This window comes from Salipiger sp. PrR007 (genome assembly GCF_010499845.1).
Taxonomy (GTDB): domain Bacteria; phylum Pseudomonadota; class Alphaproteobacteria; order Rhodobacterales; family Rhodobacteraceae; genus Salipiger; species Salipiger pacificus_A.
Genome location: NZ_JAAGOZ010000042.1, coordinates 1 through 17857, shown reverse-complemented (window position 1 = coordinate 17857; position 17857 = coordinate 1). Strand labels below are relative to the sequence as shown.

At 66.1% G+C, this 17857-nt stretch carries 15 protein-coding genes; 3 read left to right on the top strand and 12 right to left on the bottom strand.

Features of this window, described 5'->3' with window-relative positions:
- Positions 1-128 precede the first annotated feature (128 nt).
- On the bottom strand, positions 129-944 hold the full coding sequence (locus tag G0Q01_RS18230) for an amidohydrolase family protein (RefSeq protein ID WP_164213696.1): 816 nt from the start codon (positions 942-944) through the stop codon (positions 129-131).
- Between the two features lie 530 nt (positions 945-1474).
- Here G0Q01_RS18230 and G0Q01_RS18225 point away from each other — a divergent pair.
- Positions 1475-3181 carry a tannase/feruloyl esterase family alpha/beta hydrolase gene (locus tag G0Q01_RS18225; RefSeq protein WP_164196862.1) on the top strand — a complete coding sequence of 569 codons (1707 nt, stop codon included), beginning with the start codon at positions 1475-1477 and terminating at the stop codon, positions 3179-3181.
- A 124-nt stretch (positions 3182-3305) separates the two neighbouring features.
- On the opposite strand, the gene G0Q01_RS18220 is transcribed toward G0Q01_RS18225, so the two are convergent.
- The 6 genes from G0Q01_RS18220 to G0Q01_RS18195 form a co-directional block, all read right to left on the bottom strand.
- On the bottom strand, positions 3306-5186 hold the full coding sequence (locus G0Q01_RS18220; RefSeq protein ID WP_164213695.1) for a bifunctional sugar phosphate isomerase/epimerase/4-hydroxyphenylpyruvate dioxygenase family protein: 1881 nt from the start codon (positions 5184-5186) through the stop codon (positions 3306-3308).
- Positions 5183-6034 carry a shikimate dehydrogenase gene (locus G0Q01_RS18215; protein ID WP_164196864.1) on the bottom strand — a complete coding sequence of 284 codons (852 nt, stop codon included), beginning with the start codon at positions 6032-6034 and terminating at the stop codon, positions 5183-5185. The genes G0Q01_RS18220 and G0Q01_RS18215 overlap by 4 nt, the downstream gene beginning before the upstream one ends.
- Entirely contained in the window at positions 6031-7551 is a 1521-nt protein-coding gene (locus G0Q01_RS18210) for a tripartite tricarboxylate transporter permease (protein ID WP_164196865.1), read from the bottom strand. Before G0Q01_RS18210 ends, G0Q01_RS18215 begins: the two co-directional genes overlap by 4 nt.
- A complete protein-coding gene (locus G0Q01_RS18205) occupies positions 7551-8114 on the bottom strand; it encodes a tripartite tricarboxylate transporter TctB family protein (protein ID WP_164196866.1) in 564 nt (187 codons plus the stop codon). The genes G0Q01_RS18210 and G0Q01_RS18205 overlap by 1 nt, the downstream gene beginning before the upstream one ends.
- 113 nt (positions 8115-8227) lie before the next feature.
- Positions 8228-9232 carry a tripartite tricarboxylate transporter substrate binding protein gene (locus tag G0Q01_RS18200; protein WP_164196867.1) on the bottom strand — a complete coding sequence of 335 codons (1005 nt, stop codon included), beginning with the start codon at positions 9230-9232 and terminating at the stop codon, positions 8228-8230.
- A gap of 124 nt (positions 9233-9356) precedes the next feature.
- Positions 9357-10277, bottom strand: a complete 921-nt coding sequence (locus tag G0Q01_RS18195) for a LysR family transcriptional regulator (protein WP_108970670.1) — start codon at positions 10275-10277, stop codon at positions 9357-9359.
- Positions 10278-10387: 110 nt separating this feature from the next.
- On the opposite strand from G0Q01_RS18195, the gene G0Q01_RS18190 reads away from it, so the two are divergent.
- Positions 10388-12061: an FAD-dependent oxidoreductase gene (locus G0Q01_RS18190; protein ID WP_164196868.1), complete on the top strand. Its 1674-nt coding sequence runs from the start codon at positions 10388-10390 to the stop codon at positions 12059-12061.
- Positions 12058-12870: a sugar phosphate isomerase/epimerase gene (locus G0Q01_RS18185; protein WP_164196869.1), complete on the top strand. Its 813-nt coding sequence runs from the start codon at positions 12058-12060 to the stop codon at positions 12868-12870. The genes G0Q01_RS18190 and G0Q01_RS18185 overlap by 4 nt, the downstream gene beginning before the upstream one ends.
- A gap of 165 nt (positions 12871-13035) precedes the next feature.
- Here G0Q01_RS18185 and nadC read toward each other — a convergent pair whose 3' ends face one another.
- The 5 genes from nadC to G0Q01_RS18160 form a co-directional block, all read right to left on the bottom strand.
- Positions 13036-13884 carry a carboxylating nicotinate-nucleotide diphosphorylase gene (gene nadC, locus G0Q01_RS18180; RefSeq protein WP_164196870.1) on the bottom strand — a complete coding sequence of 283 codons (849 nt, stop codon included), beginning with the start codon at positions 13882-13884 and terminating at the stop codon, positions 13036-13038.
- A complete protein-coding gene (locus G0Q01_RS18175; protein ID WP_164213694.1) occupies positions 13884-15446 on the bottom strand; it encodes an L-aspartate oxidase in 1563 nt (520 codons plus the stop codon). Before G0Q01_RS18175 ends, nadC begins: the two co-directional genes overlap by 1 nt.
- A 4-nt stretch (positions 15447-15450) precedes the next feature.
- Complete coding sequence (gene nadA / locus G0Q01_RS18170) at positions 15451-16503, bottom strand: quinolinate synthase NadA (RefSeq protein WP_164196872.1); 1053 nt, start codon at positions 16501-16503, stop codon at positions 15451-15453.
- A gap of 270 nt (positions 16504-16773) precedes the next feature.
- Positions 16774-17538 (bottom strand): SDR family NAD(P)-dependent oxidoreductase, encoded by a 765-nt coding sequence (locus G0Q01_RS18165; protein WP_164196873.1) that lies wholly within the window; start codon positions 17536-17538, stop codon positions 16774-16776.
- 71 nt (positions 17539-17609) lie between these two features.
- On the bottom strand, positions 17610-17857 hold a 248-nt coding region (locus tag G0Q01_RS18160; RefSeq protein WP_203595080.1), incomplete at its 5' end, for a histidinol dehydrogenase.

Here is a 17857-nt window from a genome sequence, read left to right as displayed (position 1 = left end):
GGCATAGCACGCTCAAACTCGATGAGTTCCAATTGGTTTCCACCAGTGTCCCTGCTCCCGATGATCAGCATTGAGCCCCGCTCCCAAAAGGCAATGGATCGTTTGTCCACTGACAGGCCTTGCCTCTCTCAGAAACGGCGTTGGGACGTTTCGCGCGCAAGGTACTGGCCGAGGGCGTCCTGCACGACCCCCTCCGACGCCGCGTAGCCGGTGCGCACCGGCCATCCGGTGATCTCCATTCCCTCGTACGGCGTGTAATCCGCGCCGTGGTGCATCCGTTCCTGGCGCACCACCGCACGGCGCTCGGGTTCCCACAGCGTAATGTCGGCCTCCGCGCCGATCACCAACGCGCCCTTCTGGGGATACATGCTGTAAAGCTTGGCGGGGTTGCTTGAGGTCAGCGCGACGAAGCGTTCAAGGCTGATGCGGCCCTTCGAGACGCCCTCGGAGAAGAGATCGAAGGTGCCATCCCGCAGCCCCTGCCAGATCGCCTCCTGGCTGTCGTGATCCCGGGGCGGCGGCGAGCAGACGTATTTCGCCCCCTCGAAGTCCATGTTCAGCCCCTTGAGGTCGTCCTTGGTCAGGGCGATGTACTGCGGGCAGGTCTCGGCGAAGACGTTCAGCCCGCGCCGCTTGGCCCATTGGATCTGCTCCATCGGGTCGCGGCCCGAGATAGGCACGATCACCACGGGCACGTCGACCAGTTCGGCGTGGCTTATGGCCCGGTGCGCCGCCTCGTGCGCGGTCGCCAGCGCCGCGTCATTGCCGAGCGGCACAAATTCGCGACTGTAGTCGACCTCGGCGGTCACGCCATGCGCAGCGGCAATTCCCGCGACGATGGCATGTGCTTGCCGCGCGATCTCTGCGCTGACCTCGGGCCGGAAGCTGCGCGCGTCACCGAGAATGCGGGACCGCCCCGGCAGCGCGTCGCGGGTGCCTTTCATTCACGATGTCACAGTGCTCTCACCGCAGCCTAGTCGCGATCTTCTCCAGGGGGTTGTATTCCGTCCGTCGGACAGGCTCTTACCCTTGTCCTCCTCTAACCGGTTCGCAGCACACGCCGGCATGAAGACCCGCAGCGACAATCTCACCAAATCCGCGGAGGGACCCAGACCTTCCCGATGAAATATCCGGGTTAAAGCGATGCGTTGCCTTCCTTCCACCACATCACGTCAAGTCGCTCCATGGTTGAGGTTCGGGTGTTCCCACGCTCGCTGCAACGTGCAGCAATGGGCGCTAGTTCTATCGCGCGGCGGTTCAACGGCCCTGTTGCCGCGCGAATGAAAGAGGCTAGGCGGGACCTTTCTGGCCCCGATGGCGCGAGCTAGGCGCACCACGGTTTCAGTGGATATAATAACATCATGTTAATTTGACTGGCAAATTGGTATTGGAAAGCAATCTCCGACCGCGGCAGCTTACTCCACATCCACCGATCCGACTGATTGGTGTGCCAAGACTTGGGAGGATAGCAGCAATGAAACTGCCTTTAATGCGAAGTACAAAAAGAGGTGTCGCATACTTGTTCGGCACATGCGCCATTGTGCTGGTGTCAGTGGTTTCGACACCCAAACCGTTGGCGGCGCAAGAAGCCATCGCGCCAGCGACTGCCTGCGAAAGCCTAGTCGAGCTCGACCTTCGGGATCTCGAAGGCGCACCCAGCCGCGTGGATGGTGCGGAAGTCGTCGAGATCGAGGGCAAGGGTCCACATTGCGTGGTCAATGGTTACTCGGCCTCGGACGTGCGGTTCGAGGTGCGGATGCCCGTCGAGGCCTGGACCGGGCGGTTCCTGATGCTGGGCTGCGGCGGCTACTGTGGCGGGATCAATGCCGACCCTTCGTCGAACCAGTCGCGGGCCTTGTCAGATTGCGAACCAGTGACCCGGGGCGAAGTCGTCACGGCTTCATCCGACCTTGGTCATCGTCGGTCGCCGCAGTGGTTTCCGGACATGCTCTGGGCGCTCGGCAACCCTGGTGCCATAGTGGACTTCGCGTATGAGGGCATGAACAAGTCTACCATCGTCAGCAAAGCGCTGATCGAGGCCTATTACGGTCAGCCCGCTGCTGCGAACTACTTCGTCGGATGTTCAGACGGTGGGCGGCAAGGGCTGGCGATGGCGCAACGCTATCCGGCGGCCTATGACGGCATCGTCGTCGGCGCCCCGGTTATCGACAAGGCCGTGAATGACAGCATGTATCACGCTTGGGGCATTCACGTGAACACTGGGGCAGACGCTCAGGCGATCCTGACCGCCGACAAGATTCCGGCACTGCACCAACTCGTGATGGACACCTGCGCCGACGAAGGCGGCCTGATCCAAGACGAACGCCTGTGCAATTTCGAGCCGGCGGCCTTGCAATGCGAGGGCGACGACACCGCGGAGTGCTTGACCGAGGCGCAAGTAAAGGTTGTCGAGCAAGTCTATCGTGGGCCGAATAACGGCGAGACGTTGTTTTCCGCAGGCAAGATGCCGAAAGGATCAGAGTTGGCTTGGGTGGGAACATTCATCCCGGAAGCGGCGGACGGGCCGATGGACACCTCGCTTGGGGATGCGGCATGGTCATTCGAATACCCGCGCTATGGGAGCAGCTTTGACGCACCGACAGGTCTGGATTTCGAGACGATCGAATATGACCAGGCAACCTACGATCGCCTTTCCGAGTTGAGCCAATTGACCGATCCGAACAATCCCGACCTCGCACCGTTCCGCGATGCCGGGGGCAAGATGATACTCTGGGTCGGTTCCGCAGATCCTGGGGTTCCGCCGCGGAGCACGCTTAACTACTTCACTGCCGTGAAGGAGCAGATGGGCGAGGTCGACGATTTCATGAGCTTCTACATGCTTCCCGGCGTCAATCATTGCGGCGTTGGACCCAACGAGGCCACGTTGGACATGTTGAGCCCGATGATCGACTGGGTGGAACGCGGCACTGCACCGGATGAAATTGTCTACAGCATCCTGCTTGATGACGGAACGACTGCGACCCGGCCGGTCCATCCATATCCTTCGATGGTCACCTATGAGGGCAGCGGTGACGTGAACCAGGCCGCGGCCTGGCAGAGAGGCGAGCTTCCGATGGGTCTGGAAGAGTCGCTCGACTGGGCGGGCTTGGGAAACTACCGTCCCGGCAACACGACCTGGTGCGATTGGGAAGGTGCATCCCTGATCTGCGAAACGCGCTGAACGGCCACAATCATCGGCGCTCCCTATGCGTATCTGGAGCGCCGTATGATCTTAACTGACGAATATTCTGAGCAGCAGTGAGGTCACGCAGGGTCCGAAATGCTTTTTGGAAGATGGAAACGTTTTAATCCTGCGGCACGCCCTTGGGCAGCGCAAGGCGCTTCTGCGCGGCGATGCGGAACGGCGAGTTCGGCGCGCCATAGCCCGCGTAGCTGCCCCGGCGCTCGACGATCTCGAAGAACAGCCCGCCGGCCATCGCGCGGCTGTAGAGCTGCCGGAAGCTGCCCCGCTCGTCCTCGTCATAGAGGATGTTGAGCGCCTGCATCCGCGCCAGCTCATCCGGCGCCAGCTCGAAGCGGCTGGCAAGATCGCCGTAGTAATTCGCCGGGATCGGCAGTGCCGCGAAGCCCGCGGCGCTCAGCGCCTCGGCGGTGGCGAACATGTCGTCCGTCGCGAAGGCGATATGCTGCACCGGCGCCCCGAAACTTTCCGCAAGGAAAGAGCCCGCCACGGTGCGATGGGTCTCGGCGCCGTTGAGCGTGATGCGGAAGTCCCCGTCCGGCGCGGCCAGCGCCTGCGACCGGACCAGCCCATCGGGGTCGATGACATCGACCATCGGCGCCTTTTCCATGCCGAGCAGCGAGCTGTAGAACAGCGACCAGCTCAACATCTCGTCATAGGTCATGGTCTGCGCGATGTGATCGACGCGGCGCAGCCCGGCGCCCTGCGGGCCGTCGCGGTCAGCGCCGAATTCCTCCGACCAGACCCCGGCGTGCGAGGCGTCGAGAAAATGTAACAGGCTGCCGCCGAGGCCGCGGATCGCGGGAATGTCGAGTTGGCCGACGGCGGGAGCCTGCGCGAAGGAGCTTGCGCCGAGCGCCGTCGCGCGCTCCAGCGTCTCGGACGACGAGCCGACGGTGATGCCGACATCGCAGACCGAGGTGCCATGCATGTTGAAGGCGGAGCCGGCGAAGTCGCCCTCTTCCTCGTTGACCACAATGCGGATGTCGCCCTGTTGCCAGAGGGTGATCGCTTTGGCGACGTGGCGGCCGGTCTCGGCGAAGCCAAGCGCCGCGAGCTGCGCGCGCAGCTTGTCGCCCTCGGCCCCGCGCGTCGCAAACTCGACGAAAGCGGTACCCTCAAGCTTCTGGCGCGGCGGGATGATCGGCAGATCGGCGCGCGCCTCGGGCTCGGTGCGGCGCACATCGTCCAGCAGCGTGACCAGCGCGCGGTAACCGTCGCGGGCGATGGTGCGGGGGCTGCCGCCGCGGAACTGGTCGTTGAAGATCTCGAGGCTGACCGGCCCGGTATAGCCCGCCGCCACCACGGCGCGCATGAAGTCGGTCACCGGCAGGTCGCCCTCGCCGGGCATGTTGCGGAAGTGCCGCGACCAATAGAGCAGGTCCATGTCGATCTTCGGCGCATCGGCCATCTGCACGAAGAAGATCTTGTCGCCCGGAAACTGGCGGATCGAATTAGGGTCGAGGCCGCGGCCCAGCGTGTGGAAGCTGTCGACGATCAGACCGACGTTTTGGTGATCGGCGCGGCGCACGATCTCCCAGGCGTCGCGGTGGTCGTTGACGTAGCGTCCCCAGGCCAGCGCCTCGTAGCCGATCCGAAGGCCGCGCGCCGCCGCGCGCTGCCCGAGCTCGCGCAGGTCGTCCGCCGCCCGCTCGACCCCGCCAAGCGCCTTGGGATGCAGCGAGGAGCAGACCAGCATGAGTTCGGCCCCCAGTTCCTGCATCAGGTCGAACTTGCGCTCTGCCCGGTCGAAGGCCCGGGTCCGCAGATCGCCCGGCAGCCCCTCGAAATCGCGGAACGGCTGGAAGAGGTCGATCGACAGCCCGTGGTCGCGGATGCGGTTGCCGACGTCGCGCGCGCTGCCGCTGTCGGTGATGAAATCCTGCTCGAAGATCTCGATCCCGTCGAAGCCCGCCACCGAGATCGCCTCGAGCTTCTCGGAGAGCGTGCCCGAGATCGAGACCGTTGCGATGCAGGTTTTCATTCGGCATCTCCCTTTTCCAACAGCGCCGCGCGCAGCGCGACCTCGTCGAGCCCCAGGCCCGAGAACAGCGACCAGGCGTGCACGCCCTGGAAGAAGTAGAGCTCCCATCCCGAGATCAGCTTCAGCCCGGCGGCTCCGGCAGCCTGTAGGAACTGCGTGTGGACGGGCGTGTAGACGGCGTCGAAAACCCAGCCGGCGCCGGTCATGGCCCTGGGCGCGACCGGCGTGCCCTCGTAGCCGACCATGCCCACGGGAGTGCAGTTGATCACACCGCTGCAGCCTTCGGCGGCCTTCTCGGCGCTGAGCCAGATGCTGATCTCCATGTCCGGCGCGACCGACTTCAGCGCCTCGGTCAGCGCTTCGGCCTTGGCCGGATCGCGGTCGACGAGGCGCAGTCTGCGGGTTCCAAGGCCCGCAAGCCCGAAAGCCACCGCGCGACCGACCCCGCCGGTGCCGATCATCAGTACGGTTCCGGTAGGCGTCTCGCCCATCACCCGGCGATAGGCCGACATGAAGCCCGAGTAGTCGGTGTTGAATCCCTTGGGGCGGGCTCCGCCGAAGATCACCGTGTTCACCGCCCCCACGGCGCGCACCAGCGGATCATCGACCTCGACCTTGCCGGCGGCGATCTCCTTGTAGGGGTAGGTCACGTTGATCCCGCGGAAGCCCTCGCCCTCGCAAGCGTCGAAGATCTCGTCGAAGCTTTGGCCCATGTCCTTGGGCACCAGTCGATCGTAGGTCACTTCGACGCCGTTCTGCTCACCGGCAAGCCGGTGCAGCAGGGGCGAGCGCGAGCGGGCGATATTGTCCCCTATGAGCCCGAGCTTGAGGGTCTCGCACGTGGTCATTGCTTCACCTTGCCTGCCGGATCGCCGAGCAGCTTTCCTTTTGCACGGGCCCAGAACGGCGTCTGCGACACGAAGATCAGGATCACCGCGATGAAGAGCACAAGCGACAGCGGGCTGGTGACGATGCCATGGAAGAACCGTCCGAGATCCTCGCGCTCCGAGATGATCGCGCGCCGCCAGTTGTCGTCGAGCAGTCGCGACAGGATCACCCCGAGGATCACCGGCCCCAGCGGGTAGCCATAATGGCGCATGAAGTAGCCGAAGAAGCCGAAGCCCAGCATCCAGTAGACATCGCTGATCGCATTGTTCACCGCGTAGGCGCCGACGATCGACAGCAGCATGATCAGCGGGATCAGCACGGCCCGCGGCATCTCGACGATCTTGGTGAAGAGCTTGATGCCCGTCAGGCCGAAGATCAGCATGAAGACATTGGCCATGACCAGCGCGCCGACGATGAACCAGAACATGTCCGGCTGGTCGATCATCAGCATAGGGCCGGGGTTGAGGCCGTGGATGAACAGCGCGCCGATCATGATCGCGGTCACCGCGTCGCCGGGAATGCCCAGCGTCATCATCGGGATGAAGGCCCCGCCCACGGCGGCGTTGTTGGCGGTCTCGGGCGCGACGAGCCCCTCGATCGCCCCCTTGCCGAAGGGATATTGAGGTTTCTTGGTCACGCGCTTGGCGTGGTCATAGGCCATCAGCGCCGCAATGTCGCCGCCGGTGCCCGGAAGTGCGCCGATGATCACCCCGATGGTCGAGGTCTGCAGCGACAGCGGCAGGTGCTTGCGGATTGTGCTGAACGAGGGAACGATGCGGCTGATCTTCTGGCGCACTGCGGTCTTGTCGACGTGGTGCAGCTGCATCAGCGCCTCGGAGACACCGAACATGCCGATCATCACCGCGATGAAGCTGATGCCGCCCTGCATGATCGGAAGATCGAAGGTGAAGCGCTCGGTGAAGGTCAGCGGGTCGCGTCCCACCGCGCCGATGGCGATGCCGAGGGCGCCGGCGAAGATACCCTTCACCAGACTGCCCGACGACAACGAGCCGACCAGCAGGATGCCGAGCACCGCCAGCAGCATGTAGTCGCGCGGCTGGAAGGTCAGGGCGAACTCGGAAACCATCGGGGCGGCCAGCGCCAGCACGCCGATGCCGATGAACCCGCCGAAGAAAGACATGACCGTGGTGATGCCGATCGCCGTGCCGGCCTCGCCGCGCTGTGCCATTGGATATCCGTCGAGCGCCGTGGCGATGGCCGAAGGGGCACCGGGGATGTTGAGCAGGATCGCCGTGCGCGATCCGCCGTAAACACCGCCCATGAAGATGCCGATCATCAGCGAGATCGCCGGGTAGACGTCCCAGGAGAAGGTGAAGGAGATAAGGATCGAGACCGCCATGGTCACCGACAGCCCCGGGATCGCGCCGACATAGACCCCGGCAAAGGTTCCGAGGCCGACGAGCAACAAAAGCTCGGGCTGGGTGAAGACTGTCAGGAATGCGAGAAAGGCGTCCATCACTTGCCTCCGGCAAAGAGGTTGCGGAAGGCCTGGATCACTTCGGCTTCGGGCACGATGCCTGCGGGCATCAGCACGGTGAAGACGATGCGGAAAACGATCCAGATGAGCAGCAGGCTGCCCAGCGACACGCCGATGGTCCAGAGCCAGCCGCGGCGCGCCAGTATCTTCAACGCGGCGATCAGGAACAGCGCCGAGGTCGGCAGGAAGCCGAGCGGCTTGAGCAGGAAGCCGTAGGCCACCAGCATCAGCGCGATGATCACCACGGTGCCCGGAAGAATGTCCCTTGCCACCGTCTCGCCCGCCACGCGCGGCAGGCGCAGGTCACGCAGGAAGATGACCAGCGCGGTGACTACCATGACGGCGGTCGTCGCCATGGGCACCGACCCCGGCGCCGACAGCGCCTCGAAACCGGAGATGCCATAGGCGTTCCACAGCAGCACCAAGCTTGCGATCACCATGACGGCGCCGAAAACCAGCTCTCCAGGGCGTCTCTGCCGCTCGTAGCCGCCCGGCGTCGCGTCAGACGTGCCGTCGTGGTGTTCCGTTTCAATTCGGGACATGGGGCTCCCCTCCCTCAGTGCGTCGCGGGACGCGGTAGAAAAAAGCGCCGCCCTTCTCTTGCAGAAGTGCGGCGCCAGCTTGATCCTTGGGCGCGGGCGCCGGATCTTGCGGATCAGTTGCCCGGACGGGCGATGCCGAAGTCTTCCGGCGAGCTTTTGGTCAGGCCGGCATCCTGCAGCAGCCAGGTGGTCCCTTGCTGCCACTTGGCGAGGAAGTCCTCGGCCTCGGCGCCCGAGATCGACATCATGGTGAAGCCGCGGTTTTCCATCAGCTCCTGGAAGTCGGCGGTTTCGGCGCCCGCGGCATAGGCCTCGGTCAGCTTGGCAACCACGTCATCCGGCGTGCCCTTCTTGACGAAGACACCGAAGAACGGGCCCCAGGGCAGATAGGTGTTGTAGCCCTCGTTGAACGAGGTGACCGCCGGAACCTCTGGCAGCTTGTCGTTGGGGGCGATGTCGAAGACCGCGAGCGGCTTGATGTTGCCGGCACGGATCCCCTCGATTGCGGCGCCCAGAACCGCGGGCATCACGTCGATCGCGCCGCCCTGCAACGCGGTCAGCGCCGGGCCATCGCCGTCGTAGGGCACCGAGATCACGTCCATCTCGCCCTCGACGGTGTTGATCATCGCCGTCACAACCGACGGCAGGCCACCGGGTCCCGTCGCGCCGAGCCGAAGCTCTCCCGGGTTCTCCTTGATATACGCCATCATGCCCGCGTAATCGTCGAAGGGGGCATCGGGGTTGGCCACCAGGATCGGCGTGCCGCGGGCCAGGATGTTGATCGGGGTGAAGTCCGAGTAGTCCTTGTCGCCGAGGCCCATCACCTTGTAGAGCAGTGGGTTTTCCGCGCCCATGAGCAGCGTGTAGCCGTCAGCCGCCTGCCCGGCAACCTGGTTCAACGCGATAGCACCGACGCCGCCTGTCACGTTCTGCATTACGACCGTGCCACCCAGAACTTCCTCGGCATGCGGGGTAACAGAGCGCATCACGGTGTCGGTGGAGCCACCGGCTCCCCATTGGATGATGCCCTGGATTTCTTTGGTGGGGTAGTCCTGAGCCGAAGCAGAGGCTGCGGCAAGAATGAATGCCGAGGCGGCACCGAATACAAAACGCTTCATGGTTTTCCCTCCCTTGAAATGCGGTCGAACACGGTCCTCCCCGCGTCCGTCGCCAAAATTGATGCGATAGGAGCGCGCATAACGTCAAATACCATTTTCGCGCGCTTATTAACATTACGTTATTTCATTCCTCCCGACCTGCCCAGATCTTGCCAGCATCGTTCAACTCTCGACGGAACTGCTGGATGCTGAATTCAGCGAAGTTCGAGAGCACGCGATCCTTCTTGGTCACGGCATAGATGTCGATCGAAGTTTCCTCCCGCAGCGGGCGGCGCACGACCCCCGGCAGGTAGACCTCTGACACCGAGAACTCGTCGATCAGCGCCACCCCGAGCCCGTGCCGCACGAGGCTGACGATGGTCTGGGCAAACCGCCCTCGCATGGAGTGGCGCAGCTCTATCCCGGCCTCGCGGAACGGCCGCGAGACGATGCGGCCATAGGGGTCCGCCGGGTCGATCCCGACCAGCGGCTCCCGCGCCAGATCCTGCACCGAGACCACGGTCTGCTCCGCCAGCGGATGGCCCTCGGGCAGGATCGCGACGACCCGCCCATGGGCGATTTTCTCGCTTTGGATCCCGGGGTTGTGGACCGGCGAACTCATGATCACGAACTCGCCCCGCTCCAGCAAAAGGTAGTCCGTGGTCTCCTCGATCTTCAGGATATTGAGATCGATGTAGAGGTCGGGATAGCGCGCGCGGATCGAGGATATTGTCCGCGCGGCGATGAACTGGGCGACAGAGGGCGCCGAGGCAAAGGCCAGTTGCACCTCTTCGCCCTTCTGCAGCGAGTCAATCGCGCTCTGCAGGTTCTCGACCCCCTTGTAGACCTCTCGCACCTGGTCGAAGATCCGCCCCGCCTCGACCGAGGGCACGAAGAGGCCAGCCCGGCGCTCGAACAGGCGTAGCCCCAGTGTCTCTTCGGTGTGTTTGACAAGCCGCGAGATTCCCGGTGCCGACACCCCCAGGAACTCTGCCGCCCCCGCGATCGTGCCACGCAGCATGACCGCCCGGATAACCTCGATCTGTCGCAGCGTGATTTCGCGCATGGGCCCCTCCCCTCAGTAACATGATGTTATCATAATCGCATATAATATCATTGACGTTAACACCCTATCCCACGGTAAGCAGGCACGGGAGGCAGTCCGAGGAGGAAGCGATGACACGCAGCGTGGATCTTGTTGTCGTCGGCTCCGGCGCTGGCGGTCTGTCCGCCGCCGTGACTGCCGCCGCAAAGGGGCTTACCGTGACCGTTCTGGAAAAGGCCGAGGTTCTGGGTGGCACCACCGCCTTGTCCGGGGGCTGGATCTGGGCGCCGCGCAATCCCATCGTCCGCCGTGCCGGCATCACCGAGCCCGCCGAGGCACCCCGGAACTACCTGCAGGAGGTGCTCGGCAACCGTTTCGAGCCCGAGCGAGTCGATGCCTTTCTTGCCGCCGCGCCCGAGATGGTAGAGTTCTTCGAGGCCGTGCCCGCGCTCGAATTCGAACCCGGGACCGCCATTCCCGACACTTACGGCCACCTGCCCGGCGCGGGCACCGGCGGGCGTTCGGTCATCGCCAAACCGTTTGACGGCCGCAAGCTGGGCGCGGACATCGAGTTGCTGCGGCTGCCTGCGCGCGAGACAACCTTCCTGGGAATGACGATCCAGGCCGGGCCCGATCTGCGCGCCTTCATGACCATGACCCGCTCGCCCCGCGCCTTTCTTCATGTGACGCGCCGCGTCATGCGCCATGTCCGCGATCTCGCCCTGCATGGGCGCGGCATGGACCTGCGCAACGGCAATGCTCTGGTCGCCAGGCTGCTGCGCGCGGCGCTCGATCTCGGGGTCGAGCTGCGCCCCGGATGCGCGGTGCGCGCGCTGCAGCACGAGGACGGGAGCATCACCGGGGTCGCGCTTGGCGACGGCACACTGCTGCACAGCCGGGTCGGCGTGGTGCTTGCCACCGGCGGCTATCCCCATGACGCCGAGCTGCGGGCCGAGACCGTTCTGCGGAATGCCGAGCATCGGACGCTCGCCATCCCCGAGGCACGCGGCGACGGCATCGCCATGGCGCGGGGCATCGGCGCGCAGATGCGCCGCGACCTGGCCCGGGCGGCCGCACTCTGCCCGGTTTCCGTCATACCCTGGCCCGATGGCAAGTTCGGGACGTTCCCGCATATCATCGAGCGCGGGAAGCCCGGCGTGATCGGCGTTCTGGCGAACGGAAAGCGCTTCTGCAATGAGGGGCTGGGGTATCACGACTATGTCGACGCACTGCTCGGCGCCCTGCCCGAACACCAGCCCGCGCGGTCCTGGCTGGTCTGCGACTTTAGGTTCCTGCGCCGTTTCGGCTTGGGCGTCGTGCGCCCGCAACCGCTGCCATGGCGCCACTGGGTGCGCCGTGGCTACCTCAAGACGGGACGTGACCTGGCAGAGCTTGCACGGGCCTGCGGCATCGACGCGGCGGGGCTCGAAGCCACGGTGGCCGAGTGGAACCGCGGCGCGGCGCGCGGCGAGGATCCGCTCTTTCACCGCGGCACCACGCCCTACATGCGGTTGCAGGGCGACCCCGAGCAGCATCCGAATCCCTGCGTCGCTGCCATCAGCCGCGCGCCCTTTTTCGCAGTCGAGGTGGTGCCGGGCAGCTTCGGCACCTTCTGTGGACTCGCCACAAACGGGCGGGCGCAGGTTCTGGACACCGCGGGTGCGCCGATCCCCGGTCTCTGGGCCGCCGGAACCGACATGGCGAGCGTCTTCGGAGGGCACTACCCGGCGGGCGGGATCAACCTCGGCCCGGCGATGACCTTCGGCTTCATCGCCGGGCGCGACGCGGCGGCGCGTGGCGCATGAGCCGCAAGCTGAGCGTCGCGCATCTGACGGCCATCGACCTGGCGCCCGCCGCGCTGATCCGGGTGGCGGCGGAAGCCGGGTTTGACGGCGTCGGCCTGCGGCTCTTGCAAGTGACCCCAGACAGCCCCGGCTATCCGCTTTCGGACCACACCGAGCTGCGCGAGACCCGGAAAGCGCTGCGCGACACCGGCATCGAGGTCGCCGACATCGAGTTCCTGCGGCTGACGCCGGAGTTCAGGCTGGCCGAGGTGCTCCCGACGCTCGACACCGGCGCCGAGCTTGCTGCCCGCCATGTCATCGCCGCCCCCTACGACAGCGACCTGTCGCGGCTGGCAGACAGGCTGGCTGCGCTCGCCGAGGCGGCGGAGGACCGCGGCTTGCGCGCGGTGCTGGAGTTTTTTCCCTGGACCCCGGTGCCCGACCTCGCGGCCTGCCGGCAAGTGGTCGAGGCCGCGGGGCCACTGCCCGGGCTGCTGGTGGACAGCCTGCATTTCGACCGCTCCGCTTCGACCTTCGCCGAGCTGGCCGCAGTGCCGAAAGAGCGACTGCCCTTTGCCCACCTGTGTGATGCGCTGGTCCAGCCGCGCTATACCGAGGAAGAGCTGCTCGACACCGCCCGGCGCGAACGCCTGCCGCCGGGCGAGGGCGAAATCGCTCTGACCAATCTGCTTCGTAGCCTGCCCCGGGATATCCCGCTGGGCCTCGAAATTCCCGGCCCGCTGCGCGGTGGCGAGACCCACAGAGACCGCCTGCAACGCATCCATGGCGCAGCGCTCATGGAACTCAAGAAGGTTGGCCTCGGCAGTTGAGAGTTCGAAGCGCTCAATGACGTAATGCAAGGCGACACGCCGCGAGCAGAAGTCGTCATTAGGCTTACATCGCTGCCCCTCTGGCGGATCTTTCGGATAGGGCCAAATTGTGCAATAATTTCAGCGTATTTGTTTGCGCAGCCATGACGTTTCAGACCTGGGCCATCAGAAATCGAGCCCCAGGTCCAGCGTCCGCGCCGAATGGGTCAGCGCCCCGACCGAGATGTAGTCGATCCCGGTGGCCGCCACCTCGGCGATGCGCTCGAGTGTCATGTTGCCCGAGGCTTCGAGCACCAGCTGCCCGGCGGACATGGCCACCGCCTCGCGAAGGGCCCCGCTGTCCATGTTGTCGAGCAGTACCACGTCCGCGCCGCCCTCATCCAACACCTCGGCGAGCTGCGCGAGTGTGTCGACCTCGATCTCGATCCGCACCATGTGCGAGGCCTGCCCCTTGATCGCCCGCAGCACCGGGCGGATGCCCCCCGCTGCGGCGATGTGATTGTCCTTCACGAGGATGGCATCCGACAGCGAGAAGCGGTGGTTGAAGCCGCCGCCGTGCAGCACCGCCTGTTTCTCGACGATGCGCAGGCCCGGCGTGGTCTTGCGGGTGCAGGTGATGCGCGCCTTGGTGCCCGCCGTCTCGGCGACGAATGCGGCGGTGATCGTGGCGATGCCCGAAAGCCGCCCGGCAAAGTTCAGCGCCACGCGCTCGGCGGTGAGGATCGAGGCGGCATCGCCCTCGATCTCCATTAGCACGTCACCGGACGCGATGGCGCTGCCGTCTGACTTGTGGAGGGTCACCGCCAGCGCCGGATCGACCATGTGGAAGGCCATGCGCGCGATCTGCATGCCCGAGACCACGCCGGCCTCGCGGGCGCACAGCTGCGCACGGTAGCGGGTACCCGCCGGGATCACCGTGCGGGTCGTCAGATCGCCATAGGTGCCGAGATCCTCCATCAGCGCAGCCCGCACCAGCGGGTCTAGGATCATGTCGGGCAGCGAAGGCAGGGACATCAGGCGGGTTCCTTCTGAAGCGTGTCGCGGAGGGCCAGCGCCTCCGTCAGGGTCATGCGGCTGCGGGAGCCGATCTCGGCGGTGGCCTCGGAGGCGTCAGAGCGGAAATGCGCGCCCCGGCTCTCGCACCGGGCCAGAGCGGCGGAGGCGATCAGCGTCGCCGTGGCGGTCATGTTGGCGAGCGCTGCGCAATGCGGCTGGGCCGCCTCCACGACGGCGATCTCGCGCAGGCAGGCGGTGAGCCCCCCGGCATCGCGGATCACGCCCGCCCCCGCCGTCATGGCATTGCGCAGGCGGGCCACAAGTGCTGGATCGGGCGCTTCGGCGGGACCCGTGCTCGGCAGCGAAATTTCGGGGGCCTCGGCGGCCGGGCCAAGCGCCGCCGCGAGGTCCGCGGCGCAGCGGCGGGCGTAGACCAGCGCCTCGAGCAGCCCGTTCGAGGCCAGCCGGTTCGCCCCGTGCAGCCCGGTCGAGGCGACCTCGCCGCAGGCCCATAGCCCGGCAAGCGAGGCGCGCCCGGCGGCATCGGTGGCGATCCCGCCCATGTGGTAGTGTGCGGCGGCAGTGACAGGAATGAGTTGGGTGACAGGGTCGATCCCGGCGCGGTCGCAGGCGGTGGCAATCCCCGGGAAGTCCTCCCGGATCCGGGATCCGAGCGCGGCGCGCGTGTCGAGCATCGGGCGCAGGCCGGACTGGCTCTGAGCATAGACCGAGCGGGCCACCACATCGCGCGGGGCAAGGTCGAGGTCGGGGTGAACCCCTTCCATGAAGCGCTCCCCGAGCCGGTTGACCAGCACCGCGCCCTCGCCGCGCAGCGCCTCGGTAGCGAGCGGCGCTGGATCGAGCCCGATGTCCATGGCGGTGGGGTGGAATTGCACGAACTCCATGTCGGCCATCACCGCGCCGGCCCGGGCGGCAAGGCCCGCCACCTGCCCGCGGATGCGCACGGGGTTGGTGGTCAGCGCGTAGAGCCCGCCCGAACCGCCGCCCGCCAGCAGCACCGCCGGGGCGGTCACCGCCACCGGCGCGCCGCCCTGGGAGGGCGCCACCTCGACGCCGGTGACGCGGCCCGCGGCGCTGCGCAGCCCGGTCGCCAGCCAGCCCTCGAGCACCTGCACCGAGGGCGCGAGCCGCACCTGCGCCACCAGCGCGCGCATGATCGCGGCCCCGGCCTGATCGCCGCGCACCCGCACCACGCGGGCGAAGGCATGCGCCGCCTCGCGCGACAGCAGGTATCCTCCCGCCGCATCCCGATCGAAGGGCGCGCCGAGCCGGGTCAGCGACAGGATATGCTCGCGTGCCTCGCGGGTGACGGACTGCGCCACCTCGGGATCGACGAGCCCTGCCCCGGCGCGCAGCGTGTCGGCGGCATGGGCCGCGGGGCTGTCGGGAAGTGCCATGGCGGCGGCGACCCCGCCCTGCGCCCAGGCCGAGCTTGCGCCGGTGCCCAGCGGGTCGGGCGAGACCAGCAGCACCGGGCGCGGCGCCAGCGCCAGCGCGGCGTAGAGCGCGGCCAGACCCGCGCCGAGGATGACCACGCGGACGGTCGAAACCTGCTGCACCGGGTCAGGCCGCCTTGCGCTGCGACAGGTCGATCATCCGCTGCACGGCGAGGCGCGCGCCTGTCGCGACCGAAGCATCGACCTCCACCCCGCCTTCCATGCTGTGCAGTGACCAGAGCACCTTCTCGAGCGTGATCATCTTCATGTAGGGGCACATGTTGCAGGGGCCGACGAACTCGATCCCCGGCAGCGCGTCCGAGATGTTCGAGGCCATCGAGCATTCGGTGACCAGCATCGCCTTGTGCGGCTGCTCGCGGGTCACGTAGTCGATGATCCCGGCGGTCGAGCCCGAGAAATCCGCCTCGGCCACCACGTCGGGCGGGCATTCGGGATGGGCGATGATGCGGGTGTCGGGCTGCCAACTGCGGAAGTCGCGCAACTCGGCGGCGGTGAAGCGTTCGTGCACGATGCACGAGCCGTCGTACCAAACGATGGTCTTCTGCGGCACCTGCTTGGCGACGTTCTGCGCGAGGTACTTGTCGGGGGTCATGATGACCGTCTCGGCATCCAGCGCGGCGACGATCTGCGCGGCGTTCGACGAGGTGCAGCAGATGTCGGACGCCGCCTTCACCGCGGCCGAGGTGTTCACGTAGGTGACCACCGGCGCGCCCGGGTAGCGGCGGCGCATTTCGGCGATGCCCTCAGGGGTGATGCTTTCGGCCAGCGAACAGCCCGCGTCCATATCGGGGATCAGCACGGTCTTCTCGGGGCTGAGCACCTTCGAGGTCTCGGCCATGAAATGCACACCGCATTGCACGATCACGTCCGCTTCGACCCGTGTCGCCTCGATGGCGAGCTGCAGGCTGTCGCCGACCACGTCGGCGATGCCGTGGTAAATCTGCGGGGTCATGTAGTTGTGCGCGAGGATGACCGCGTTGCGCTCTTTCTTGAGCCGGTTGATCGCCTCGACATAGGGGGCGTGGATCGCCCAGTCGGCAGGGCTGACCACGCGGCTCATGGTGGCGTAGAGCCCGCTCAGCCGCTCCGCCGCCTCCAGCGAGGGGGCAAGGTCGTAGTGCTGGCCGAGCGTCTCGGCGATGGTCGTCTGGTCGAGCATGAACCTGCTCCTCCTCAGGGTCCGCGGTCCGGCCTTTGTGTCGGATTGACGACACAGGCGCCTAGGCCACGGAATAGCCCCATGTTGACGATGGAACAAGCTGTGCCGTGCCAACCAAAGTTGCCATCCCGATCTATGCGACCTCGAGCGGCCGCATGTGGATGGGGATCCCCTGCAGCCGGCCCGCTCAAAATGCGCCTGAAACGGCTCACTCCGAAGGGCTGTTTCTCGCGCGGCCCAGTGTCCAATTCTTGCTCGGCGGTTGAGACCTCAGTCCGCCGTCCAGCCGCCATCCACCAGCAGCGAGGTTCCCGTCACCAGCGACGACGCCTCCGAGCACAGGTAGACCACCGCCCCCATGATGTCCTCGACCTCGCCGACGCGTCCAAGCTTGATCTTGTCTTCGATCCAGGCGCGGCGCGCGGGGTCCGCGAGCGTCTGCTCGCCGAGAGGTGTCCGGATGAACGTCGGGCAGAGTGTGTTTATCCGCACGCCATGCGGGCCCCACTCGATGGCCATGGATTTCACCATGCCCTCCAGAGCGTGCTTTGAAGCGCAGTAGACGCCGCGGTCAATGCCCCCGACGTGGCCCATCTGGCTGCTGACGTGCACGATCGACCCGCGTGTGCCGCTGTCGATCATCCGGCGTGCCGCGGCGGTCGACAGGAAGTAGGCGGCCCGCAGATTGACATGCATCACCGCATCGAAGTCCTCGGGCGTCGTGTCGAGCGCCGGACCATGCCGCGCCATCCCGGCCGAGTTCACCACGATCTCGACGGCATCGATCGTATCCAGCGTCTCGCGCGTTGTGTCGACGTCGGTGATATCAAGGGGGAGCGCCTCGCAAGACAGGCCCTCGCGCTCCATTGCCTCGACCACTTCCGCCAGCGGTCCGGCCCGGCGCGCGACGCAGATCACATGGGCCCCCGCCCTAGCGAGTGCCGTGGCCGCGCCAAGACCGATCCCGGAGGTTGCGCCGGTCACCAGCGCGCGCTTGCCCCGGAGTGAGAAACTTGGTGTCGCCGGCAGCTGCATATCTGTTTCCTTCCTGCTTCAGTTATCCGACGGGCCCGGCCACGACTTGGCGCAGGCCGGACGCGTGCAGATCATTCGGCCGCCTCGCGATAGGGCGCGGCTCCGCCGAACGGTACGTCGATGCCCCCGTAGCGGCGAACGCGCAGGTTGCACTGCTCGGCATGACCCACGAAACCCTCGAGCATGCACAGGCGCGATCCATACTCGCCGATGGTTGCGGCGGCCTCGTCACTGGTGATCTTCTGGTAGCTGTGGGTCTTGAGGAACTTGCCGACCCAGAGCCCGCCGGTGTATCGCCCGGCCTTCTTGGTGGGCAACG

Bases quoted from the DNA above. Each gene is read 5' to 3' on its own strand.
- G0Q01_RS18230 (WP_164213696.1), bottom strand. From the start codon at position 944: ATGAAAGGCACCCGCGACGCGCTGCCGGGGCGGTCCCGCATTCTCGGT.
- G0Q01_RS18225 (WP_164196862.1), top strand. From the start codon at position 1,475: ATGAAACTGCCTTTAATGCGAAGTACAAAAAGAGGTGTCGCATACTTG.
- G0Q01_RS18220 (WP_164213695.1), bottom strand. From the start codon at position 5,186: ATGAAAACCTGCATCGCAACGGTCTCGATCTCGGGCACGCTCTCCGAG.
- G0Q01_RS18215 (WP_164196864.1), bottom strand. From the start codon at position 6,034: ATGACCACGTGCGAGACCCTCAAGCTCGGGCTCATAGGGGACAATATC.
- G0Q01_RS18210 (WP_164196865.1), bottom strand. From the start codon at position 7,551: ATGGACGCCTTTCTCGCATTCCTGACAGTCTTCACCCAGCCCGAGCTT.
- G0Q01_RS18205 (WP_164196866.1), bottom strand. From the start codon at position 8,114: ATGTCCCGAATTGAAACGGAACACCACGACGGCACGTCTGACGCGACG.
- G0Q01_RS18200 (WP_164196867.1), bottom strand. From the start codon at position 9,232: ATGAAGCGTTTTGTATTCGGTGCCGCCTCGGCATTCATTCTTGCCGCA.
- G0Q01_RS18195 (WP_108970670.1), bottom strand. From the start codon at position 10,277: ATGCGCGAAATCACGCTGCGACAGATCGAGGTTATCCGGGCGGTCATG.
- G0Q01_RS18190 (WP_164196868.1), top strand. From the start codon at position 10,388: ATGACACGCAGCGTGGATCTTGTTGTCGTCGGCTCCGGCGCTGGCGGT.
- G0Q01_RS18185 (WP_164196869.1), top strand. From the start codon at position 12,058: ATGAGCCGCAAGCTGAGCGTCGCGCATCTGACGGCCATCGACCTGGCG.
- nadC (WP_164196870.1), bottom strand. From the start codon at position 13,884: ATGTCCCTGCCTTCGCTGCCCGACATGATCCTAGACCCGCTGGTGCGG.
- nadA (WP_164196872.1), bottom strand. From the start codon at position 16,503: ATGCTCGACCAGACGACCATCGCCGAGACGCTCGGCCAGCACTACGAC.
- G0Q01_RS18165 (WP_164196873.1), bottom strand. From the start codon at position 17,538: ATGCAGCTGCCGGCGACACCAAGTTTCTCACTCCGGGGCAAGCGCGCG.